This is a genomic window from Caulobacter sp. GW821-FHT10A10 (assembly GCF_059415745.1).
Genome location: NZ_JBWKNV010000001.1, coordinates 478,226 through 497,750 on the forward strand (window position 1 = coordinate 478,226; position 19,525 = coordinate 497,750).

A 19,525-nucleotide genomic window follows, 5' to 3' on the forward strand; every position below is an offset into this window, starting at 1 on the left:
AAAAGCCGAAGCCCCTCACTTAGGCCGTTCCGCGCCGGGCGCAAGCCAAATGTTGCATTAATATCACAGACCCGTTGCCGCAGGCGCGCCCCAGCCCCAGCTCGCCGAGCCCTGAGCCACCCGCGCCGACAGCGTTCCGGACGGCCCGAACGGCAGGTCCGCCGCCCGCATCGCCGCCGTCCAGACGAAGGCCGCCGCCTCGACATCGGCCGTCCGCACCACGGTCTCCCCGTCCAGGATCTGCACCCGCCACAGCGCCTCCCCGGCCGGAACCTCGGCCTCCCAGCTGTCGCCGCCGACCCGCGCCCGGGCGATCCACGACAGCCGGGTCTCGCCGTCCACGGTGCTCGCCCGCAGATGCGCCGGCGACCACGGCCGCAAGGCCAGCCCCCGCCACGTCGCCGCCACCAGCGCCATCGCCGTCCCCGCCGCCGGACCGCCGGCCGGCGCCGCCCGCCAGACCAGCGGCAGGCCCCGCTCGGCCGAGGCCAGGTCGGCCCGAACCAGCGCCTCGTCCACCAGCACCACCTCGGCGCCCGCCGCCACCAGCGTCGCCACGTCCGACCCGCCCTGCCCGCGCAGCAGGCCGCTCAGGGCGAAGACCTCGCTCCCCACCGCCTCGGCGGTCAGGAACTGGATCAACTCCCAGCCCTCCCCATTCCGAACCGCCAGCAGGTTCTCGCCGGCCAGCACGGCGGCCCGGCTGCGGCTCTGCGGAACGCCGCCCTCCAGCCGCAAGACCAGCCGCGTGGCCCGGTCGAAGCGGTGGCGCGGTCCGGCCGGCAGGTCGCTCAACGTCACGCCCACCACCGCCGGCGCGCTCGCATTGGCCCGCACGCGCAAAGCATCGACCGCCACGCCGGCATGCACGTCGAAAGCCCGCCAGGGCTGAGCCGACACCGCCACCAGCGGCCGCGCGTCGTCCTCCGCCCCCGGCAGCGGCGGCAGGTCCAGCACCAGCAGGGCCGGCGGCCCGGTCACCGAGGCGGCCGGCGCCGGGCTCCAGTCGATCGCCCCCGCCGCCCCCGCCGCGGGCAGGACCGGCAGCAGCCGCGCCCGCGGCCGCTCGTCCAGGTCCACCCGCGCCACCCGCCAGGCCTCGCCGTCCAGCGCCAGCCGATCCCCGGCCCGCCAGCGCAGCGCCGCCAGCGGCGACAGGTGCGCGATCCGCTCGCGCCGCACGGCCGCTTCGGCGTCCAGCCGCCGCCCGGCGACCACCGCCGCCTCGGCCGCCGTCAGCACCAGCGGCGCATCGACATCCAGGGTCTCTCCCTCCCCCTCCCGCCGCACGATCAGCGCCCCGGCCTGATAATCCCGCGCCAGGTCCACGAACCGCAGCCGCACCGCGCCCGCCGCCGGCTCCAGCCGCCGCGCCGCGCTCTGCGGCGCCTCGCGATCCTCCGGCCAGGCCAGGTCATCGCCGGCCAGCATCCCCGCCACCGGCCCCGAACGCGACACCAGCCGCACGCCCCCGCCGCGCTCCGCCACGTCCAGCCCGAAGGCTTCGGTCAGCGGCCCCAGCGCATCCCGCAGCCGCATCGGCCGCTCGATCACATAGCCGGCCACCAGACCCGAGGCCTCGCCCGGATCGATCGCCACCCCGCCTCGCGCCGCCACGGCCAACGCCAGTTCGCCCACGCCCACCGATCCGGCCCGGCCGTTCAGCCAGTGGCCCAGGCTCCAGTTGCCCGCATCCGCCCACACGCCCGACCGCGCCGGAAAATCCGGAAACGGCCGCGCGTCCCAGCACCACGCCGACGCCTGCTCGATCATCGGCCCGCCATAGACCGGCGAGACCGGATTGGCCGCCGGCTCGGCGATCCAGCCCAGCACCGCCTCCAGCGCCCGCCTCTGGCCCAACTCGTCGCGCGTTCCGTCCGAGAACGGCGGCAGGGCGCTCTCGGCGCTCTTGGCGTCGACGAACAGGTTCGGGGCGTTGGCGCCCTTGTCCACCGCCCCGCAGCCGAACTCGATCAGCCGGATCGGCTTGGACATCGGAACCCACGCCGTGGGCGCGGCCGACCGCACGCCCAGCGGCCGGTCGTGATGCGGATGGCTCCACCAGCTCAAGAGATCCTTGGGCCGGAACACCCACGGCTCGCCATGCGCCCCATCGGTGATCGGCGTGCGCGCCTGCGCGGCCCGCGCCGCGTCCGAGGCATAGAACCAGTCGAAGCCCTCGCCGCCCGTCAGCCCTTGGCGCAGATAGGCCCCGTCGTGCGGCCCGCCCCAGCCGGCCGCCGCGTCCAGATGGCTCTCGCCGTTCCGCCAGTCGGTGATCGGCGGGTAGTAGTCGATCCCCACGAAGTCGATGTTCGCATCGGCCCACAACGGGTCGAGATGGAAGTGCACGTCGCCCGAGCCGTCGGCCGGCTGGCTGCCGAAATACTCGCTCCAGTCGGCCGCGTAGCCGACCTTGGTCTCCAGTCCGACCAGCGCCCGCACCTGCCCCGCCAGCGCCTTCAGCGCGCCGACCGCCGGAAAGCCCGCCGCGTCCCGCAGCCGCGTCAGCCCGACCAGCTCCGAGCCGATCAAGAACCCGTCCACCCCGCCGGCCTGCGCCGCCAGGGCCGCATAGTGCCGCACGAACCGCCCATAACCCCAGGCCCCGTCGAAGAAGGCGGCGACCTGGGTCGCCGCAGCCGCCGTCTTGTGCGCCGTCCCCCGCCGCCCCGGTCCCGGATGGCAGGTGATCCGACCCCGCCACGGATAGGCCGCCTGCTCGGCGCCGCCGTACGGATCCGGCAACCCGTTGCCGGCCGGCACGTCCATCAGCACGAACGGATAGAGCGTCACGGCGAAACCCCGCCGCTTCAGTTCGGCGATCGCCTGCACCACCGCCGCATCGGCCGGCGTGCCGCCATAGGCCACCCCGCCCCCGACGCTGGAAATCAGATGCGCCGCGCCCCGCTCGACGCCGGCCACGCTCCAGGCCATCGGCTCGGTCGGCTTGTCGGCCAGCTCCACGCCCGGCCGGATCTCGCACGTCCCGCAGCGCAGGTCGGTCCCGAACCAGGCGACCACCAGGTTCACATGCTTCACCTTCGGCAGTTGCGCCTGCAGCTGGTCCAGCGACACCAGAAGGTCCGCCCGCCCCTCGGCGTTGTTGAGGTTCTCCGCGCTGGTCCGCGTCAGCCCCGAGCGCCGCAGCACCACGTCGGTCGCCAGCACGAACTCGCCCGCCCCCGGGATCAGGCACACGCTTTCCAGCCGGTCCTCCAGCGCCGTCCCGTCGCCCGCCGGCCGGCGGAACACCTCGAACGACAGCTGCGGCGGCCGCCCGCCGAAGTCGTCCAGCATCAGGTCCTCGAACACCAAATAGGCGACGCCCCGAAAGGCCGGCGCGGCGTCCTCGCCCTCCACCGCCACGATCAGCGGGTCCGGCGCCTGGTCCTCGGTTCCGCGATGCACGCGCATCGTCACCCCGTCCATGTCCAGCGCCTTGCCGTCGGCCCAGACCCGGCCGATCCCGTCGATCGGCCCCTCGCCCACGGCCAGGGCGAACGACAGGCTGTAGCCGTACGACCGCGTCCGCCCCGCCTTGCTGCCGCTGGTCGTGCGGTGCTCGCGAAACCGCGCCGCCCAGATCACCTGCCCCGCCACCCGCGCGCGGCCGAACACGCACGGCATGGCCGCGCCCTCGGCCGCCGCCGTCAGCTTCAGTTCGGAGATCCGGGGCCCGACCTGACGGGCCGGGCTCAGCGAGGCGATCAGGCTCTGGTCGATCGCCGCCCCGATCGTCGCGCCGATGGCGCTCCCGGCCGGGCCGAATTGCGAGCCGACCGACTGCAGGATCATCTGGGCCATCAGACTTGCTCCGGAAAGGAAAAGGCGGCCGCCAGCCGGGGCCGCCACCAGGCGCCCAGCCACGTCTCGACGCAGGCCCGGCCCCAATAGGCGTGGATCATCCGCGTCCCTTCACCTGAAAGGATCGCGCAGTGCTTGGCCGGAACGCCCCGGGCCATGCGGAACACCAGCACATCGCCGGGCCGCGCCGCCGTCGGCTCGACCAGGATCAGCACGCTCGCCAGCCCCGCCAGCAGCGGCTCGCCCTCGCCCAGTTCGGCCCAGTCCGGGCGATAGGGCGGCGGCGTGATCTCGGCCCCGCCCAGCCCCCGCCACACCCCGCGCACCAGCCCCAGGCAGTCGCAGCCGACGCCCTTCAGACTGGCCTGGTGCTGATAGGGCGTGCCGATCCAGCCGCGTGCTTCGGCCAGAACGCGCTCCCGAGCGCTCATCGCCGCCCCCCGTCGTTCACGTCGCTCTCGACCGGATAGAGCGTCAGGAAGTCCTCGCCCGGCAGGGTCGGAAAGCCCCGGAAGTTGACGCCGTTGGAAAACACCTCGCGGCAGGTCGCCCACCGCCGGTCGCAGCTCGCGCCCGGATGCGCCGCCAGATCCACGCCGCAGCGCGCATCGCCCAGGCTGGCGTCACAACTGCGGGCGTAGGTCCGCCCCACCACCCGCTCCAGCGCCGCCGCCGGCCCCTCCAGTTCGGCGGTGAAGGCCCCGCCCGTCCACGACACCCGCGCCACCCGCGCCCGCCACAGCTCGACGAACAGATCCGGCGCGCGCCAGTCCACCCGCAGGCAGGCCACGATCGCCCCGTCATAGAGCCCGGCCTCGACGTCCGCCGCCGTGATCGCCGCGTCGTCGAACGCCCCCAGCGCCGCCGCCAGGCCCGGCGCGAAACCCGCCTCGTCCTTGACCGCCCCCGTCGTCCAGCCGCTGGCGGCCCGGCACGTCGCGCCGTCGACCACCAGGTCCCGGTCATGGTCGGTGAAGCCCAGCACCACGCCGTCCGCCCGGGTCAGCACCCAGGCGTGGCAAAGGCTCGCCGCCCCGCTCTCGATGCGCTGCGCCAGCGCCTCCGGCACGGCGCGCATCAGACCCGCACCTCGACCAGCGACACCGCCCCGACCCTGGCCGCGCCGAACCCCTCCAGGGTCACGTCCAGCCGGTCGAGGTCGAAGCGCACCGGGGTGTCGAACAGGAAGCCGGCGCTCACCACCGCCCCCGCCGCCGGCGCGGCCGCCAGGGTCACGACGCCGCTCGCCATATCCACCGCGAAGGCCCCGGCCGCCTGCTCGACGCCCGCCACGGCCACCCGCACGGTTCCGGCCTGCGGCTTGGCGATCGTGCGGACCACCGCCTCCTCGCCGCTGCCATAGGCTTTCACCAGTTGGAACGCGGTCCGCGTCCCATCGCCCGTTCCCAGCGCCTGATCGGTCGAGGCCGGCGCCAGCGACGGCGCGCACGACTTGAAGTCGGCCGGATCCCGGAACCGGAAGCCATGCAGCCGCCCCCGCCGCGCCTCGAAGAACGCCACCAGCTCGGCCGCCTCGTCCAGGCTCCGGCTGGCCGTACCGATCAGGAACCGCCGCCGGCCCTGCGCCCAGGGGCTCGACCGCCGCTCGAAGCCGGACGCCAGCCCGACCACCTCGGTCCGCCGCTCGATCCCGCTGGTCCCGCCGAAGGCCAGGCGCAGCGGCAGGCGCGTCTCGTGAAAGGCGCTCATGCGAGCCCTCCTTGACAAGGATATGAAATGTGAGTGATTGCTTACTTACATTTGATCGGAGACCGACCCGTGCCCCTTCTCGCCCTGCTCCTGTCGCCGCGCGGCGCCGTCGGCCGCCGCGACTTCTGGCTGGGGCTGTTCCTGCTGGCGGCGATCGACGCGGCCATGGGCCTGGCCGCCATGCCCTACGGCGCGCGGGCCTTCTTCGCCGCCCCGGTGCTCGGCCCCTGGTTCGGCGACATGGACGCCGACGCCGCCCTGCCCGGCCTCGTGGAGGTCTGGGGCACGGGCGCGGTGATGATGCTGTTCCAGGCCTGGATCAGCGGCGTGCTCTGCCTCAAGCGGCTGCGCGACATGGGCCGCGGCCCCTGGGTGCTGGTCGCCGTCTGGCTGGCCAACCTCGCCCTGCAGGGCGGCGGCCGCGTCTGGATGGCCGGGCTCGACGGCATGGCCGTCATCCTGCCCTTCTTCGTGGCCCTGCCGACCATCGCCATCGTCTGGCTGGTCTTCCTGGCCTGGCTCGGCTTCGCGCCCAGCCGGGCCTCGCGCCCGGGTTAAACCCCACCTGGTTAAACCCTTGTCATGACGCCCATTTCACTTAAAGCGCGAGCCCGCCGGGCCTAGTCTCCTCCTCAAGGTTGGGAGACTGAAAAGACATGGACTGGAAAACCCTGATGTTCACCGCCGACGGCCGCATCGGTCGTCAGGCGTTCTGGATCGCCTGGCTGATGCTGCTGGGCGTCAACGTGGTCGCCGGCTGGATCCCCCTCATCGGGTGGGCCGCCTCGCTGGTCACGCTGTTCTGCTTCGTCTGCATCTACGCCAAGCGCCTGCACGACATGGGCAAGAGCGCCTGGTGGCAGCTGCTGCCGATCCTGCTCGGCCCCGTCCTGCTGATGGGCTCGGTGATGTGGCTGGTGTTCGGCTCGGCCGCCATCGCCCTGGGCGGCGGCGATCCGGAAATCTTCGCCCTGGCCAGCGTCGGCGGCATGGCCGTCGCGGCCGTCCTCGGCTTCCTGGTCACGGTCGGCTTCACCCTCTGGGTCGGCTGCGCCGAAGGCCAGGCCGACGACAACCGCTGGGGCGACCCGCCCCTGCACGCCCTGGCGGTGTGATCCGCCCAAGGCCCGCCGAGCAATCGGCGGGCCTTTTGCTTGACCCCTCTCTCATAGAGAGAGGGAGGGGCCCGCGCCGAAGGCGTGGGAGGGTGAGAGGTTTCACTCTCGGCCGGCCCCGCTGCCCTTCGGCCTAAGCCGCTTCAGCTCTTCACGCGCGACAGCCGGTCGAGCAGGGCGGGCGCGCTGGCGCCGATGTAGATGGCCACGGGCACCGACGTCGCGAACGCCATCCCCAGGCCACCGGCCACGAAGACGAACCCGACGCGGGCAATCCAGTACAGCTTGCTCCTTCGAGCCTGGGACAGGCCAGCCTTGCTCTGGATTTCCTTGATCAACGACGCGATTTCGAGCGCTGCGCTGCCGAAGGCGGCCCAGGCGAATGCGGCTAGCGGTTGGATGCCCCCCGAAGCGTGGGCTACGTCGACAGGCGGAACAGCCATGTGAAGCGTTCAGACACCTCGACCACCCGCTTGGCGAATGCCTCGTTGTGAAGGGCCTTGGCGCCGATGACCAGCGCCTGGATGCCGCCCAGCACGGCCACGGCAGCGCCAAAGAGAATAGGCGAGATTTCGGCGATGAACTTCAGTTCCATAGCGTCCTCCTCCCCATCTTCGCCCGCGACAATCGTGCCGCCGTTCTGCTGAGTTTCAAATGTGGTTTCAAACCCTACGGGCGTCAACATCCTGTTGAAAACTCACCATTTCACCGATTGTTGCGCCGCACTTCCACCTATAGCCGCCTTGCCCCCAGACTCACCGCCCGCGCCAAGGCCTGGGCCAGCTGGGCGTCGGAGCGGGCCAGGCCGCCGACGTCGCCGCCGCTGACCTGCACCGTCACGTTCATCCCGCCGCCGCCAAGCGGCTCCACCGTTCCCGCGCCCGCTGGACGGAACACCTCCGGCCCGCGCTCGCCGACCAGATAGGCCCCGCCGCCGGTCACCGCCCCGCCGTCGGCCCGCGCGCCCGAGAAGGCCGAGCTCAGCGCCGTTCCCAGCGCCTCGCCCAGACCCCCGCCGCCGCTTCCGCCGGCCGCCGCCTGCACGGCCGCCAGCACCGCCCGCGCCAGTTCGGCCAGCGACACCTCGCCGTCGGCCGCCGCCCGCGCCAGCGAACGGGCGAGACTCGTCCCCGCCGCCGAGAAGGCGTCCTCGATCGAGCGCGCCGCCGCCCGCGCCGGGGCCTCCAGCGCCGCCAGGGCTTCGCCGGCCTCGGCCGCCTGGATCGTCATGTCGTCGAAGCCGCTCACACCGCGTCCTCCTCATGGTCCGGAAACCGCGCCATCAGCGCCTCCAGCGCCGGACGCGGCAAAGCGGGCGAGGCCGGCGGTCCCGCCAGCGCTCGCCATTCCGGCAGCGACAGCCGCCAGAACGCCGCTGGCGGCACGCAGAACTCCCGCGCCGCCCGGGCCAGCATCTCGTTCCAGCCCGTCACGCCGCGGCCGCCAGCGCCTTGGCCACCGCGGCGGCGGCCTCGCGCACGTCCAGCCGCGCCATGTCCAGCGGCGGGCCGTCCTCGTCCAGCAGCGCCTGCAGCACCACCAGCAGGTCGCGCGCCGACATCCTGGCGATCCGCGCCGGCAGCTGGCTCCAGTCCTCCAGGCCCAGCGCCTCCTCGATCCGCGCCAGGGCGCCCAGGGTCAGGCACAGGGTCCGCGTCGTCCCGGCCAGCACGGCCGTCACCTCGCCGCGGCCGGGGTTGTGCATCGTCATCCTCGTTGCTCCTCTAGATCGCCGTGAAGCTCACCTGACCGGCCGAGGCCAGGGTCAGGGCGAAGGCCGCCTCGCCGTCGTGCTGGCCGGCGTATTCCAGCGCCGAGACCAGGAACGGCCCCTCCAGCTGGGCGAAGTCGGGGATCACCAGCCGCCAGGTCCTGGCGGTCTGGGAAAAGAAGCTGTCGCGCACCGCCGCGTCCGAGGCCGCGTCGCGGAACACCCCGCTGCCCGACACAGCGGCCGAGCGCACGCCCGCCCCGGCCAGCAGCTCGCGCCAGCGGCCGGCGCTGTCGCCGTCGGTGGCGTCGACCGTGCGGGCGTTCAGGCTGATGGTCCGGGCCCGCAGCCCCGCCACCGTCACGAAGGTCTGGGGCGACCCGCCGTCGCCGATCTTCAGCAGCATGTCCTTGCCGGCTTGCGCGGCCATGGACGCCTCCATCGTTTGAGAAAAGGGAAAGGGTCAGGCCGGCTCGCTGACGGCCCTCACGCGCAGGATCCCCAGGGTCAGCTCCTCGTCAGAGGCGGCGAACACGTCGGCGTAGCGCACCCGGCACGAGGCCAGCCGCCGCCCCGGCGCGGTCAGGACCGCGTCGTGCAGCGCCAGCCGCGCGGCCGCCGTCATCGCCCGCGCCTCCTCCGGCCCGCCGAACCGCGAGGCGCAGGTGACGGTCACCACGTGCTCAAGCAGGTCCTCGCCCACCGGCCGGCTCTCGATGCGGCCGACGCTGATGCAGGGATAGGTCAGCATCCGCGGCGGATCGGCGTGGATGCGCCCGCCGACGATGGCGCTCACCGCCGGCGCCGCCGCCAGCGCCTCGGCCAGGGCGGCGGCCAGGTCGCTCTCGAGCCCGCTCATAAGCGCGCCTCGCGATAAGGCGCGAGCCAGGGCTCGACCAGCGACAGCGGCGGCGGCTTCTCGCCGTCGCGGTGCTCGTAGGCGTGGCAGGCCAGGACCAGCACGGCCAGGCGCAGCGGCGCGGGAGCGGCGGCGTTGAGCACCACGCCGGCCGCCTGCCCGACCCGCGCCTCGGCGGCGTCGATCAGCAGGGAAACCAGCGCGTCCTCGCCGCTCCCGCCCACGCGCAAGAACCCCTTGGCCTCGGCCAGGGTCACGGAATTGGGCATGGGGATGTTCCGATGATTTTGAAAGGAAGGCCGCAGCTTCGACCTTCAGGAACCTCCCCCCGTGGGGGAGGCGATCGCGCCAGCGATCGGTGGGGGGCGTACCTGCGAACCAAGCCGCCGCCCCGAAAGCTGAAAACGTCCCCCCTCCGGCCCTCCGGGCCGCCTCCCCCACGGGGGGAGGTTCCCGAAGCGCCTGAGAAGGGCCTTCCTTGGCTAGCTCGCCGCGAACTTCAGCAGCTTCACCGCGTCGAAGTTCTGCACCCCGCCGCCCACCCTTTTCGTGGTGTAGAACAGCACGTGCGGCTTGGCCGAATAGGGGTCGCGCAGCACCCGCACCCCGGCGCGGTCGACGATCAGATAACCCTTATCGAAGTCGCCGAACGCCACCGCCAGGCTGTTGGCCGCCACGTCCGGCATGGCCTCGATCTCGGTCACCGGGAAGCCCAGCAGGCTGGCCGACTGCCCCGGCTGCAGGGCCGCGTTCCAGATGTAGTTGCCCTGGGCGTCCTTGAACTTGCGCACGGCGCTGACCGTGCGGCGGTTCATCACGAAGCGGCCGTTCTGGCGGTACTGGGTCTTGGCCGCGTAGATCAGGTCGATCAGCTTGTCGGTCGGGTTGCTGGCCGGCCAGGCGCCGGCGACGCCGGTGGCCAGATAGCCCAGCTGACCCCAGGCGTACGACGCGTCGGCCGCGGCGGTGTAGGCCAGAAGGCCCTTGGGCTTGTTGACCCCGTCGCCCGAAACGAAGGCGCTGGTCTCCTGGGCGGCGAAGGCGTCCTGCACTTCTTCCGCCAGCCATTCGTCGATGCTGACATAGGCGTCGTCGAGCAGGGCCTGGGTCGCGGCCGGGCTGGCGTAGAGCTCGCCGGCCGGGAAGTCGATCACGTCCAGCGTCGGGGCCGTGGTCTCCGGACGGGCGGCCGTCTCGGCCACCCAGGCGGCGGCCAGGCCGGCGGGGCTCACCGGCTTGCGGAAGGTCCCGCCGCCGATCGTGCGCACCTGGCAGATCTCGCGCATCGGGCTGGTGGCGGCCAGGCGGCGCAGGATCTGCCGCTCCAGCTCCGGCGGCGCCACATAGCCGCCGGCCGTGGCCGTGCCCTCCGACAGCCCCTTGGCCTCCAGAAGACCGCCCGTCTCGCCGGTCTTCACATAGCGGTCGAAGGCGGCCTTGCGCTCGTCGACCCGCGCGGCCGGGGCCTCGCCGGCCAGGGCCGGACGCCGGCTCTCGGCCAGGATGCGGTCCAGGCGATCCTGCGCGGCGGAGACGGCCGCATCGATGCGCGAGACCTTCTCCTCCAGCAGCACGTCGGCCGCCTTGCTCTCGATCGCGCTCAGCCGCTGGTCGTTGGCCGCCTTGAAGCCCTCGAACGCCGCCAGCACCTCGGCGAACGCCGCCCGGGCCTCCGGCGAGGCCGGAACCTGTTTGGTTTCCTTCATGAAGTTCTCCAGTTGGAGTTCAGATGCTCCCCCTCTGGGGGAGCTGTCGCGGAGCGACTGAGGGGGCCGGCGCGGCGGCAGACCCCCTCCGGCCCTTCGGGCCACCTCCCCCAGCGGGGGAGGATCTTGTTCGGCGCCCTTGCTCCTTGGGGGCGCCTCTGCTTAGGTCCGCGCGAGCCGCACCGGCTCGCCGCCCGCCGCTTCAGCGGCAGACCTCATGTCCACGCTCTATCGAGAGATCGTCGTCTGGCGCCGCATCGCGCCGACCGAGGCGATCCGCTACGCCTGCTTCGAAGACCTCGACACCGGCCGCTTCTGCGTCCAGCTCGCCGATTTCGTTCGCCTGCCGCACGACGACGCCGGCCAGGCCCGCCTGCGCCTCGAACTGCTGCTCGAAGGCCAGCTCGACGCCTGCGACTGGCATGCCGACCTCAAGACCGCCATCGCCGCCCACGACGCCCTGTTCGAGAACGACGTCGGCCCCGGCTGCCCTTGACCCCGCACGCGGCGGACGGCCAAGCTGGCGTCATGCGCACGATCTCCGTCGACATCTACAGTGACGCCTCCAACGCCGCGGTGATGCGGCATCCGGGCCGCAAATTTCCTGGCGTCCTCGTCCAGGGCGACACGCTGAACGGACTCTGCCTGTTGGCCGAACAGGCCTGTGCCGCCCTCGCGCCTGACCACCCCGCCCGCGACGAGATCGAGGAACTGCGCGACCAGTTGCGCGGACTGCGCGACCACTACGTCCGCGTGCTCGGCGAGCACGGCGCGCCGCTGCCTTTCGGGCGCTGACCCGCATGCCGCCCGTCATCGACCCGCGCATCCTGCGCCGCTGCCCCGCCGACCTCGACGAGGCGATCGCCTTTCTGCATGCCGAGGGGCTGTCGATGATCCAAACGATGTGGGTGCTGGTCCACCATCACGGCATGCACCTCAGGGACGCCAAGGAGCGTGTCCATCTTAGTCAGACGTGGACGGGCCAAGGCGATGGCCTCCACGACGAACTCGAAGCCATGCTGAACGCCCCGCCGCGCTAGAGCGCCCGCCTAGGACGCCTTCGACGCCACCTTCAACCGCGCCCCCGGCAGCATCGGGAAGGTCACGATCGACACCTCCCAGAGATCGACGCGGGAGAGCACCCGCAGCGGCCCGTCCGTCCGCGCCTTGACCTGCCGGAAGCCGATCGACAGCCCGTCCAGCGCCCCCGCCGAGACCAGCGCCGCTACCAGTCGCCCGCGCGGCGTCGCGGTTATGATCCGCCCACGGACGAATAGGCCGCGCGCGTCCTCGAACGCCTCGTCCCAGACGCCGACGGGCTCGGCCTCGTCGTGCTGGTGCAGCATGCGGATCGCGCCCGCCCCGCCGTTTTCCAGGCTCGCCTTGAAGGCCCCGGCGGCGGTGACGTCGTCGTTGAGGTCGCGCGTCCAGAAGAGGGACGCGTAGCCCTCGATGCGGAGATCCGTCATCGCTCCCCTCCATCCAGCTTGGCCTCGATGCGCACCAGCGCCGCGCGCGTGGCGTCGGCCTGGGCTTCCAGCCGCGCCAGCCGCTCGGCCACCGGCGCCTGGGCCTCCAGCCGCCGCGTCAGATCGTCGATCCGCGCGCTGGCCCGCCCGGCCCACATCAAGGCGGCCGCCGCCTGCAGCACCACCGCCACCAGCACGGCGGCCGAGACCTGGCGGTCCAGCCGCCAGCGGTTGGTTGTCGTCATCAGCCTCTCCAATTTCCAGGAACCTCCCCCCGTGGGGGAGGCGGCCGAAGGCCGGTGGGGGGACGTTTTCAGCTTGCGAGGCGGCGGCCGATTTCGTCTGACGCCCCCTCCGATCGCTACGCGATCGCCTCCCCCACAGGGGGAGGTTCTCTAAAGTTCCACCCCCGCCAGCCTTCTCCGCTCCTCCTCGGTCAGAAAACTCGCCGCCTCCAGCCGCGCCCACAGGGCGTCCCGCTCGGCGCTCAGCGCCGGCACGGCGTCCAGGTCGCACGCCACCCGCGCGCCGGGGAACTTCACCCCCAGCCACGCCGTCAGCGCCCGCGCCGCCCGTTCGGCCAGCGGAACCACCGTGTGCCGCCAGAACGCGCCATTGGCCTCGCGATAGTTGGCGTAGGTGTTGTCGCCCGGGATCCCCAGCAGCTGCGGCGGAACCCCGAACGCCAGGGCGATCTCCCGCGCCGCCGCGTGCTTGCCCTCGACGAAATCCAGGTCGGCCGGGGTCAGCGACATCGGCTTCCACTCCAGCCCGCCTTCCAGCAGCAGCGGCCGCCCGGCGTTGTCTGCGCCGGCGTGGACCCCCGCCAGCTCGGCCTTCAGCCGCTCGAACTGCTCCTCGGAAAGCCTGTCCCCGTCGCGCCCGCCATAGACCAGCGCCCCCGACGGCCGCGCGGCGTTGTCCAGCAGCGCCTTGTTCCACGCCCCCGAGGCGTTGTGCACGTCGATGGCGAAGGCGGCCGCTTCCAGCGGCGAGGCCCCGTAGTGGTCGCTGGTCGGGTTGAAAAGCTTCAGGTGCAGCACCGGCAGCCAGCCGTCGGCGTCGCGCGCGATCCGCGCCGTCCGCCCGCCGGCCTGGTAGTCATAGGCCGCCGGCCATCCCCGCGGCCCCGGAACCACCGCCATCCGGTCGGGCCGCAGCGCATAAAGCTCCTCCGGCTGCTCCCCGGCCGCCTCCAGATAGCCGTTCCCGGCCACCTGCAGATGCCCGAAGAACTGCTCCATCAGGTCCGGCCCGCCCTGCTCGGGATTGGGCCGGGCCAGCAGTTTCGCCAGCGGATGGTCGTCGCTGCGCCGCCCGTCATGAAACACCGCCAGCGGCACGGCGGCCGCGGCTTCCGCGATCATCCGCACGCAGCGATAGGCCACGGGGTTCTTCGCGAACCCCTCCGCCGCCAGCGCCCCATAGTCCCGAGGCGTCCACTGCGCCCGCCCGCCGCTGGTCAGGGCGACCAGCCTCGCGGCGCGGGAGTCCTTGGTTTCCGGCGTAGACCGCCGCGCGAAGAGAGGCATGACCGCTCCTGGAGATTGAGAACAAATGAAGAACAATTTATAGTGGCTGTCGCTCGCCAAGATCCTCCCCCTGAAGGGGGAGGTGTCGCGAAGCGACGGAGGGGGAAGTCGATGCCGCCGCCCAAATCCCGCATCGCGAGGGCCAGAAGGCTCAGGCGAGAAATGTCCCTGCCGGAAGTCCTGCTATGGCAGGGCTTGAAAGGTGGGCGCCTGGAAGGCTGGAAATTCCGCCGGCAGCACCCCGCCGGGCCTTACGTGCTGGATTTCTACTGTCCCGAAGCCCTTCTGGTGGTCGAGATCGACAGCTACGTGCACGAAACCGGAAACCGGCCGGAGATGGACCGCATCCGCGACGCGCGCCTCGCCGAACGCGGCGTGCGCACATTGCGCATACCGGCGGTCGAGGTGCTGGCCTCGGTGGACGATACCTTGGCGACCATACTCGCCGCGATCGCAGACACTTCCCCCTCCGGCCCTCCGGGCCACCTCCCCCTTCAGGGGGAGGATCTTTGGCGCGATGCCGACCAGGATGTCTAAACCACCCTCAACCTCGGCTCCTTCCCCCCGCCCAGCATCAGCTCGCTCAACGCCCAGACCAGCGCATCCGCCCGGTCCGGACTGTGCCCCAAATCCCCGTCGCCCAGCCCCATCAGTTCCTCCTCCAGCGCCGGGAACGCGCCGCAGTGCACAACCCGGCCCTGCTCGTACAAGGCCGCCACCGGCTCGGCCCGCGCCCGCTTGCCCACCGAGGCCCGCACCAGCTTGATCGGGCACGGCGGCGCGGCCTGGGCCAGCACCGAGCGCACCATCTCGCCGCCCTGGTTGGCCTCGGCCACCAGGGCGGCGGCGTCGAAGTCCACCGCCGCAGCCACGGCCAGGCTGGCCCAGCCGTTGGGCGACAGGCCCCGCGCCGTGCGGTCGGCCAACACATAGGCCCGGCCGTCGCGGCGGCCCGCGACCACCACTCCGCAGGCGTCGCCGCGCGCCGTGGCCGGCGGATCGACCGCCACCACCACCCGGTCGAACTTCGCCGGCGGCGCCCCGCGACACCTGGCCAGGTCCTCGGCCCGGAACAGGCCGCCGTCGGTCTCGACGACGATCCCCTCCAGCTCCTGGGCCGCCAGCCGGGTGCCGCCGTACAGCGCCTCCAGGCTGGCCAGGAACCGGGGCGCCAGGTTGCCGGCGTTGGCCGCCGTCCCCGCCCGCGTGGTCGCCACGCCGGGCTCGGCCATCAACACCTTCAGCGCCCGGGTCGGACGCGGCGTCGTCGTGACCACCAGCCGGGGATCCTCCCCCAGCCGCAGCCCGAACCGCAGCATGGCCAGGGTCTCGCTGGCCTTGGGCCAGGCGCAGAACTCGTCGGCCCAGGCGGCGTGAAACTGCGGCCCGCGCAGACTGTCGGGATCCTCCGCCGAGAAGGCGTAGGCCTCAGCGCCGCTCTTCCAAACCAGCCGCCGGCGCGATGTCTCCCAGCGCGGGCGGTCGGTCTCGTACGAAAGCGCCTTCAGGCCCGACGGCCCTTCGATCATCACCTCACGAACGTCGTGGAAGGTCGGTCCCACCAACGCCAGCCGACAGGGCCGCGTGACCTGCTCCAGCAGCCAGCTCGCCCCGGCGAAGGTCTTGCCGGCCCCGCGTCCGCCCAGCATCAGCCAGGTCGCCCACGGGTCGTCCGGCGGCAGTTGATGATTGAGCCTCGGCCGCCAGTTTCGTGTCGCCCGCGCGATCACCCGCGGGGGCGCACTGTCCATCCAGGCGCTTAAATTCGAGCCCTGACTTAAACGCTTCCATTCGACGCTCGAGATCGGCTCGAAGCTCGCCCATTCGTTCGGGGGTCCAGGGTCCACCGTCATTCATCGCAACCTCCTCGCCGGCCGCCGTGGCGGCGGGCGCCTTGAGCAGGCGGGAAAGATCCGCCCCGGCCCTACGGCCAGCGACAACAGCCAGCTTCAGCGTCCGGATGGTCCGCCCGATTTCATTGGTGGCGGCGACCTGGGCCTCCGGCGGCTTGTCCGCCGCCTGATCCAGGATCTTCCGCGAGGCCGCCGCACAGACGCAGGCCGCGAAGGCCAGGGTCGTGTCCAGCAGCTCTACGATGTCGCTTTTCTCGGCCATGACAGAAGTGTACGGCGCCAGCGAACGCGTCTGATCCACGACGCTGATAAAGTTGCAAACCACGGGAATCACGTGACTTTTTCAGCAACGAACCGGGGATCCACGGCGCTCTATCCCCGTCGGCGGTCGCCATCCCAAACCCTCTCTCTTTGAGAGAGGGAGGGGCCCACCGCGAAGCGGTGGGAGGGTGAGAGGTTTCACCCTCTCCAGGGAAACCCCAATTCCTTCCGTTGCAGGTCCCTGCTGACCGTGTCCGCCTTGCTCCATGGACGCGACCGCCAAAGCCCGCAGCCTTCGCCGAAACCAGACCCTGGCCGAGAAGGCTCTCTGGAAGCTTGTTCGCAACCGCCGCCTCAGCGGCTTCAGGTTTCTGCGGCAGGTTCCGATCGATCGCTACTTCGCCGATTTCGTCTGCGAAGCGGGCAAACTGATCGTGGAACTGGATGGCGCCGCGCATGAAGAGCGGGAGGATCACGACGACCGCCGAACCCAGGTGCTGGAACTGTTCGGCTATCTGGTCCTGAGGTTTCCCAATGAACGGGTCCTGGTTGACCCCGGCGGGGTCACCGACGATGTACTGGCCGCGCTTCGAGCCGGCCAACGGTGAAACCTCTCACCCTCCCACGCCTTGCGGCGCGGGCCCCTCCCTCTCTCGAAGAGAGAGGGACCAATCTTGGCCCCTCAGTAAGGCAGCTCCGGCGGCGTCTGCGGTTGCGGCCCCGCCCCCGGCGGCGGCTCATCGGGCGCGGCGTCGGCTTCCAGCTCCGAGGCCGTGCGCGCGAATTCCGACGACAGGGTCTCGTAGAAGCCGTTGCGCGGATCCGGCGACGTCCTCGGCTCCGGATCGGGCAGCAGCCACGGGAAGTCGCGGATCGCCAGGTTCTGGTGCGCGGCCAGCATGAACCGCCGCCAGATGCTGGCCGGGATGTCGCCGCCGACCACCTTGTTCATCGGCTTGTCGTCGTCGTTGCCCACCCAGACGCCGGTCACGAAGTCGGGGGTGAAGCCCACGAACCAGGCGTCGCGCCAGTTCTGGCTGGTGCCGGTCTTGCCCGCCGCCGGCCAGCCGAAGGCCGCCCGCTTGGCCGTGCCCTGATCGACCACCTTCTTCATCATCTTGACCATCATGCTGGCCTTGGCGACGTCGTAGACCTGGGTCGGGGCCAGCGGCCCGCGGCTGTAGATCGGCCGGCCGTCCTGGGCGGCGATGCTCTCGATGACGTAAGGCGCCACGCGCTGGCCGCCCAGCTGGAACACCTGGAAGCCCGAGGTCATCTGCAGCAGATTGACCTCATAGGCCCCCAGCGCCACCGAAAGATCCGGCCGCTCGGGCAGGCTGGTCACGCCGAACCGGCGGGCCAGATCGGCCACCCGCGAACCGCCGGCCTCCTGGGCCAGCTTGACGGCGATAGTGTTGGTCGAGGTCACCAGGGCCTGTTCGACGGTCATTGGCCCGCGATAGTCGCCGCCGTAGTTCTCCGGCTTCCAGTCGCCGAACTGCACCGGGGCGTCGACGCGGATGTCGGTGGGCAGCACGCCCTTCTCCAGGGCCGCGGCATAGACGAACGGCTTGAAGGTCGAGCCCGGCTGGCGACGCGCCTGCACAGCGCGGTTGAAGGGGCTGGCGATATAGTCCGTGCCGCCCACCATGGCCCGGATCGCCCCGTCGGCCGAGATCGACAGCAGCGCCGCCTGGCTGGCGCCCGCATGCTCGCCGCCCAGGGCGATGGCCTGGCGCACGATGTCGGCGCCCGCCTTCTGCAAACGGCTGTCGATGGTCAGGCGCACGACGAGATCAGGCGCGTTCTGGCCGGCGATGCGGATCGCCTCGGTGGTGGCGTAGTCCAGCACCCAGCCGTAGTCGCCCTCGTCGCTGACGGCGTCGGGCGACAGGCGCGGGGTGTCGTCCAGCGCCTTGGCCTCCTCCTCGGCGGTGATCCAGCCTTCCTTCTTCATGTTGGCCAAGACCAGCCGCGAGCGGGCCAGGGCCCCTTCCATGTCGCGGGTCAGGGCCAGGCGCGACGGCGCCTTGGGCAGCGAGGCCAGTAGGGCCGCTTCAGACAGCGTCAGCTGGCTGGCCGGCTTGCCGAAATAGGTCCGCGCCGCGCCATCGACACCATAGGTGTTGGCCCCGAAGAACACGCGGTTGAGATAGAGCTCCAGCACCTCGTCCTTGGTCAGCACCTGCTCGAGCCGCCAGGCCATCAGCATTTCCTGCAGCTTGCGCTCGACCGTGCGGTCCGGCGTCAGGAACAGGCCCTTGGCCAGCTGCTGGCTGAGGGTCGAGGCGCCCTGCACCGTGCGCCCGGCCCGCCAGTTGACGTAAGCCGCGCGCATGATGCCGTAGAGGTCGATCGGGCCGTGCTTGTAGAAGCGCTTGTCCTCGGCCGCCAGGAAGGCCAGCGGCACGTAGCCCGGCACCGTATTGACCGTCACCCGCTGGCCGTAGCGCGGGCCGCGCGTGGCGATCACCTGGCCGCTGCGGTCCTCGAACCGCACGCCCGGCGCGCGGTTGATGGCGAACAGGGCCTCCCGGCTGGGCAGCTCCGGCGTGTCCTTCAGGTACTTGAACCACACATAGGCCGCGCCCCCGCCCACGGCGATGAAGCCGATCAGGGCGCTGACCAGCAGGGTGATCCACACCCAGCCCCAGCCGCCCTTCCTGCGCGGCGGCTTCAGGTCGGCGCGGAACGGCTCCTCGGGCGGGCGTTGCGGCGGCTGCGACGGAGGCTCGGGCGGCGACGGCGGAACAGGCGCGAATCCGCCCTGCGCCGGCGGCGTCGGGCGCGCGGGCGTGTCGTCGAACTTGTAGGGCGGCAGCGTCCAGTCGTTCACGTGCGGTGTTGCGTCCAGTTGGTCTTCGGGCCGATTGGGTTTAGGACGCCCCGATGATGGCGCGCAAACCTTTCTGGGAGACGAAATCCCTTCACCAGATGACCGTCCCCGAGTGGGAGAGTCTATGCGACGGCTGCGGCCTTTGCTGCCTGGTTCGCTTCGAAGACGAAGATACGGGCGAAGTGATCCCCACACGGGTGCACTGCCAGCTGCTCGACGCCCATCTTTGCCGCTGCAGCGACTACCCCAATCGCCGCAAGACCGTCCCCGACTGCATCAAGCTGACGCCGCACAACATCGAGGACCTGGAGTGGATGCCCCCCTCCTGCGCCTATCGCCGCCTGCACGAGGGCAAGACCCTGCCCCAGTGGCACCCGCTGATCACTGGCGACCCCGACAGCCCCCACAAGGCCGGGATCTCGATCCGCGACCAGACCATCAGCGAAACCAGCCTCGACGACCCCGAAGACGCCATGGACTTCGTCGCTGTCGACCTGATGGTCGACAAGGGCGACTGGCCGTATGAGCCGGAAGACTAGATCCTTCGGGGAGGAGGCCTGCACATCAGGATCCTCCCCCTCTGGGGGAGGTGGCGCGAAGCGCCGGAGGGGGGTCGTTTTCAGCTTTCGAGGCATCGGCAGGCCTCCCCCCACCGATCGCTTTGCG

The 19,525-nt window shown here is 71.6% G+C and carries 26 protein-coding genes and 1 pseudogene; 8 read left to right on the forward strand and 19 right to left on the reverse strand.

Features of this window, described 5'->3' with window-relative positions; translation table 11 throughout:
• Positions 1 to 63 precede the first annotated feature (63 nt).
• From AC07NS_RS02300 to AC07NS_RS02315, 4 genes are read right to left on the reverse strand one after another with little or no spacing between them, the layout of a single operon-like run.
• Positions 64 to 3,807: a baseplate multidomain protein megatron gene (locus AC07NS_RS02300; RefSeq protein WP_494601143.1), complete on the reverse strand. Its 3,744-nt coding sequence runs from the start codon at positions 3,805 to 3,807 to the stop codon at positions 64 to 66.
• Positions 3,807 to 4,238, reverse strand: a complete 432-nt coding sequence (locus AC07NS_RS02305; RefSeq protein WP_494601144.1) for an NlpC/P60 family protein — start codon at positions 4,236 to 4,238, stop codon at positions 3,807 to 3,809. Before AC07NS_RS02305 ends, AC07NS_RS02300 begins: the two co-directional genes overlap by 1 nt.
• A complete protein-coding gene (locus AC07NS_RS02310) occupies positions 4,235 to 4,885 on the reverse strand; it encodes a phage/gene transfer agent baseplate hub protein (RefSeq protein WP_494601145.1) in 651 nt (216 codons plus the stop codon). Before AC07NS_RS02310 ends, AC07NS_RS02305 begins: the two co-directional genes overlap by 4 nt.
• Positions 4,885 to 5,517 (reverse strand): phage distal tail protein, Rcc01695 family, encoded by a 633-nt coding sequence (locus tag AC07NS_RS02315; RefSeq protein WP_494601146.1) that lies wholly within the window; start codon positions 5,515 to 5,517, stop codon positions 4,885 to 4,887. Before AC07NS_RS02315 ends, AC07NS_RS02310 begins: the two co-directional genes overlap by 1 nt.
• 69 nt (positions 5,518 to 5,586) lie before the next feature.
• Here AC07NS_RS02315 and AC07NS_RS02320 point away from each other — a divergent pair, with 69 nt between their 5' ends.
• Complete coding sequence (locus AC07NS_RS02320; RefSeq protein ID WP_494601147.1) at positions 5,587 to 6,075, forward strand: hypothetical protein; 489 nt, start codon at positions 5,587 to 5,589, stop codon at positions 6,073 to 6,075.
• Positions 6,076 to 6,173: 98 nt separating this feature from the next.
• Positions 6,174 to 6,632, forward strand: a complete 459-nt coding sequence (locus AC07NS_RS02325; protein ID WP_494601148.1) for a DUF805 domain-containing protein — start codon at positions 6,174 to 6,176, stop codon at positions 6,630 to 6,632.
• Positions 6,633 to 6,775: 143 nt separating this feature from the next.
• Here the strand turns inward: AC07NS_RS02325 and AC07NS_RS02330 are convergent, their stop codons facing one another.
• The 9 genes from AC07NS_RS02330 to AC07NS_RS02370 form a co-directional block, all read right to left on the reverse strand.
• Positions 6,776 to 7,075, reverse strand: a complete 300-nt coding sequence (locus tag AC07NS_RS02330) for a hypothetical protein (protein ID WP_494601149.1) — start codon at positions 7,073 to 7,075, stop codon at positions 6,776 to 6,778.
• Positions 7,051 to 7,317 carry a hypothetical protein gene (locus AC07NS_RS02335; RefSeq protein ID WP_494601150.1) on the reverse strand — a complete coding sequence of 89 codons (267 nt, stop codon included), beginning with the start codon at positions 7,315 to 7,317 and terminating at the stop codon, positions 7,051 to 7,053. Before AC07NS_RS02335 ends, AC07NS_RS02330 begins: the two co-directional genes overlap by 25 nt.
• A 47-nt stretch (positions 7,318 to 7,364) precedes the next feature.
• Entirely contained in the window at positions 7,365 to 7,862 is a 498-nt protein-coding gene (locus AC07NS_RS02340) for a phage tail tape measure protein (protein WP_494601850.1), read from the reverse strand.
• A gap of 14 nt (positions 7,863 to 7,876) precedes the next feature.
• Positions 7,877 to 8,065: a phage tail assembly chaperone gene (locus AC07NS_RS02345; RefSeq protein ID WP_494601151.1), complete on the reverse strand. Its 189-nt coding sequence runs from the start codon at positions 8,063 to 8,065 to the stop codon at positions 7,877 to 7,879.
• On the reverse strand, positions 8,062 to 8,343 hold the full coding sequence (locus AC07NS_RS02350; protein WP_494601153.1) for a GTA-gp10 family protein: 282 nt from the start codon (positions 8,341 to 8,343) through the stop codon (positions 8,062 to 8,064). The genes AC07NS_RS02345 and AC07NS_RS02350 overlap by 4 nt, the downstream gene beginning before the upstream one ends.
• Positions 8,344 to 8,356: 13 nt before the next feature.
• On the reverse strand, positions 8,357 to 8,773 hold the full coding sequence (locus tag AC07NS_RS02355; protein WP_494601154.1) for a phage major tail protein, TP901-1 family: 417 nt from the start codon (positions 8,771 to 8,773) through the stop codon (positions 8,357 to 8,359).
• Positions 8,774 to 8,806: 33 nt separating this feature from the next.
• Positions 8,807 to 9,202, reverse strand: a complete 396-nt coding sequence (locus AC07NS_RS02360; RefSeq protein ID WP_494601155.1) for a DUF3168 domain-containing protein — start codon at positions 9,200 to 9,202, stop codon at positions 8,807 to 8,809.
• Positions 9,199 to 9,471: a head-tail connector protein gene (locus AC07NS_RS02365; RefSeq protein ID WP_494601157.1), complete on the reverse strand. Its 273-nt coding sequence runs from the start codon at positions 9,469 to 9,471 to the stop codon at positions 9,199 to 9,201. The genes AC07NS_RS02360 and AC07NS_RS02365 overlap by 4 nt, the downstream gene beginning before the upstream one ends.
• 213 nt (positions 9,472 to 9,684) lie before the next feature.
• On the reverse strand, positions 9,685 to 10,908 hold the full coding sequence (locus AC07NS_RS02370) for a phage major capsid protein (protein ID WP_494601158.1): 1,224 nt from the start codon (positions 10,906 to 10,908) through the stop codon (positions 9,685 to 9,687).
• Between the two features lie 217 nt (positions 10,909 to 11,125).
• Here AC07NS_RS02370 and AC07NS_RS02375 point away from each other — a divergent pair, with 217 nt between their 5' ends.
• The 3 genes from AC07NS_RS02375 to AC07NS_RS02385 are packed head-to-tail and all read left to right on the forward strand — an operon-like array spanning position 11,126 to position 11,948.
• Positions 11,126 to 11,404 carry a hypothetical protein gene (locus AC07NS_RS02375; protein ID WP_494601159.1) on the forward strand — a complete coding sequence of 93 codons (279 nt, stop codon included), beginning with the start codon at positions 11,126 to 11,128 and terminating at the stop codon, positions 11,402 to 11,404.
• Positions 11,405 to 11,436: 32 nt separating this feature from the next.
• The gene (locus AC07NS_RS02380) at positions 11,437 to 11,703 is read left to right on the forward strand and encodes a DUF6959 family protein (protein ID WP_494601161.1); all 267 of its coding nucleotides are present in this window, start codon (positions 11,437 to 11,439) and stop codon (positions 11,701 to 11,703) included.
• Between the two features lie 5 nt (positions 11,704 to 11,708).
• On the forward strand, positions 11,709 to 11,948 hold the full coding sequence (locus AC07NS_RS02385) for a hypothetical protein (protein WP_494601163.1): 240 nt from the start codon (positions 11,709 to 11,711) through the stop codon (positions 11,946 to 11,948).
• Positions 11,949 to 11,957: 9 nt separating this feature from the next.
• Here the strand turns inward: AC07NS_RS02385 and AC07NS_RS02390 are convergent, their stop codons facing one another.
• From AC07NS_RS02390 to AC07NS_RS02400, 3 genes and pseudogenes are all read right to left on the reverse strand, one after another.
• On the reverse strand, positions 11,958 to 12,377 hold the full coding sequence (locus AC07NS_RS02390; protein WP_494601164.1) for an HK97 family phage prohead protease: 420 nt from the start codon (positions 12,375 to 12,377) through the stop codon (positions 11,958 to 11,960).
• Positions 12,374 to 12,622: a hypothetical protein gene (locus AC07NS_RS02395; protein ID WP_494601165.1), complete on the reverse strand. Its 249-nt coding sequence runs from the start codon at positions 12,620 to 12,622 to the stop codon at positions 12,374 to 12,376. Before AC07NS_RS02395 ends, AC07NS_RS02390 begins: the two co-directional genes overlap by 4 nt.
• A gap of 150 nt (positions 12,623 to 12,772) precedes the next feature.
• A pseudogene (locus tag AC07NS_RS02400) lies at positions 12,773 to 14,043 on the reverse strand (phage portal protein).
• Positions 14,044 to 14,071: 28 nt separating this feature from the next.
• Here AC07NS_RS02400 and AC07NS_RS02405 point away from each other — a divergent pair.
• Positions 14,072 to 14,446: an endonuclease domain-containing protein gene (locus AC07NS_RS02405; protein WP_494601166.1), complete on the forward strand. Its 375-nt coding sequence runs from the start codon at positions 14,072 to 14,074 to the stop codon at positions 14,444 to 14,446.
• On the opposite strand, the gene AC07NS_RS02410 is transcribed toward AC07NS_RS02405, so the two are convergent.
• Both AC07NS_RS02410 and AC07NS_RS02415 read right to left on the reverse strand, forming a co-directional pair.
• A complete protein-coding gene (locus tag AC07NS_RS02410) occupies positions 14,443 to 15,558 on the reverse strand; it encodes a DNA-packaging protein (protein ID WP_494601167.1) in 1,116 nt (371 codons plus the stop codon). The genes AC07NS_RS02405 and AC07NS_RS02410 overlap by 4 nt on opposite strands.
• The gene (locus tag AC07NS_RS02415; protein WP_494601169.1) at positions 15,443 to 16,096 is read right to left on the reverse strand and encodes a hypothetical protein; all 654 of its coding nucleotides are present in this window, start codon (positions 16,094 to 16,096) and stop codon (positions 15,443 to 15,445) included. Before AC07NS_RS02415 ends, AC07NS_RS02410 begins: the two co-directional genes overlap by 116 nt.
• A gap of 193 nt (positions 16,097 to 16,289) precedes the next feature.
• Between AC07NS_RS02415 and AC07NS_RS02420 the strand changes: the two genes are divergently transcribed.
• Positions 16,290 to 16,631: an endonuclease domain-containing protein gene (locus AC07NS_RS02420; protein WP_494601171.1), complete on the forward strand. Its 342-nt coding sequence runs from the start codon at positions 16,290 to 16,292 to the stop codon at positions 16,629 to 16,631.
• Between the two features lie 74 nt (positions 16,632 to 16,705).
• Here the strand turns inward: AC07NS_RS02420 and pbpC are convergent, their stop codons facing one another.
• On the reverse strand, positions 16,706 to 18,859 hold the full coding sequence (gene pbpC, locus AC07NS_RS02425) for a multimodular transpeptidase-transglycosylase PbpC (protein ID WP_494601172.1): 2,154 nt from the start codon (positions 18,857 to 18,859) through the stop codon (positions 16,706 to 16,708).
• A gap of 53 nt (positions 18,860 to 18,912) precedes the next feature.
• Between pbpC and AC07NS_RS02430 the strand changes: the two genes are divergently transcribed.
• Entirely contained in the window at positions 18,913 to 19,398 is a 486-nt protein-coding gene (locus AC07NS_RS02430) for a YcgN family cysteine cluster protein (protein ID WP_494601174.1), read from the forward strand.
• Positions 19,399 to 19,525 lie beyond the last annotated feature (127 nt).

Coding starts and splice junctions, on each gene's coding strand:
- AC07NS_RS02350 (WP_494601153.1), bottom strand. CDS start 8,343: ATGACGATGCACAACCCCGGCCGCGGCGAGGTGACGGCCGTGCTGGCC.
- AC07NS_RS02300 (WP_494601143.1), bottom strand. CDS start 3,807: ATGGCCCAGATGATCCTGCAGTCGGTCGGCTCGCAATTCGGCCCGGCC.
- AC07NS_RS02315 (WP_494601146.1), bottom strand. CDS start 5,517: ATGAGCGCCTTTCACGAGACGCGCCTGCCGCTGCGCCTGGCCTTCGGC.
- AC07NS_RS02375 (WP_494601159.1), top strand. CDS start 11,126: ATGTCCACGCTCTATCGAGAGATCGTCGTCTGGCGCCGCATCGCGCCG.
- AC07NS_RS02430 (WP_494601174.1), top strand. CDS start 18,913: ATGATGGCGCGCAAACCTTTCTGGGAGACGAAATCCCTTCACCAGATG.
- AC07NS_RS02405 (WP_494601166.1), top strand. CDS start 14,072: ATGTCCCTGCCGGAAGTCCTGCTATGGCAGGGCTTGAAAGGTGGGCGC.
- AC07NS_RS02325 (WP_494601148.1), top strand. CDS start 6,174: ATGGACTGGAAAACCCTGATGTTCACCGCCGACGGCCGCATCGGTCGT.
- AC07NS_RS02420 (WP_494601171.1), top strand. CDS start 16,290: ATGGACGCGACCGCCAAAGCCCGCAGCCTTCGCCGAAACCAGACCCTG.
- AC07NS_RS02355 (WP_494601154.1), bottom strand. CDS start 8,773: ATGGCCGCGCAAGCCGGCAAGGACATGCTGCTGAAGATCGGCGACGGC.
- AC07NS_RS02390 (WP_494601164.1), bottom strand. CDS start 12,377: ATGACGGATCTCCGCATCGAGGGCTACGCGTCCCTCTTCTGGACGCGC.
- AC07NS_RS02330 (WP_494601149.1), bottom strand. CDS start 7,075: ATGGCTGTTCCGCCTGTCGACGTAGCCCACGCTTCGGGGGGCATCCAA.
- AC07NS_RS02360 (WP_494601155.1), bottom strand. CDS start 9,202: ATGAGCGGGCTCGAGAGCGACCTGGCCGCCGCCCTGGCCGAGGCGCTG.
- AC07NS_RS02410 (WP_494601167.1), bottom strand. CDS start 15,558: ATGCTGGGCGGACGCGGGGCCGGCAAGACCTTCGCCGGGGCGAGCTGG.
- AC07NS_RS02305 (WP_494601144.1), bottom strand. CDS start 4,238: ATGAGCGCTCGGGAGCGCGTTCTGGCCGAAGCACGCGGCTGGATCGGC.
- AC07NS_RS02340 (WP_494601850.1), bottom strand. CDS start 7,862: ATGACGATCCAGGCGGCCGAGGCCGGCGAAGCCCTGGCGGCGCTGGAG.
- AC07NS_RS02395 (WP_494601165.1), bottom strand. CDS start 12,622: ATGACGACAACCAACCGCTGGCGGCTGGACCGCCAGGTCTCGGCCGCC.
- AC07NS_RS02310 (WP_494601145.1), bottom strand. CDS start 4,885: ATGCGCGCCGTGCCGGAGGCGCTGGCGCAGCGCATCGAGAGCGGGGCG.
- AC07NS_RS02370 (WP_494601158.1), bottom strand. CDS start 10,908: ATGAAGGAAACCAAACAGGTTCCGGCCTCGCCGGAGGCCCGGGCGGCG.
- AC07NS_RS02365 (WP_494601157.1), bottom strand. CDS start 9,471: ATGCCCAATTCCGTGACCCTGGCCGAGGCCAAGGGGTTCTTGCGCGTG.
- AC07NS_RS02380 (WP_494601161.1), top strand. CDS start 11,437: ATGCGCACGATCTCCGTCGACATCTACAGTGACGCCTCCAACGCCGCG.
- AC07NS_RS02385 (WP_494601163.1), top strand. CDS start 11,709: ATGCCGCCCGTCATCGACCCGCGCATCCTGCGCCGCTGCCCCGCCGAC.
- AC07NS_RS02335 (WP_494601150.1), bottom strand. CDS start 7,317: ATGTTGACGCCCGTAGGGTTTGAAACCACATTTGAAACTCAGCAGAAC.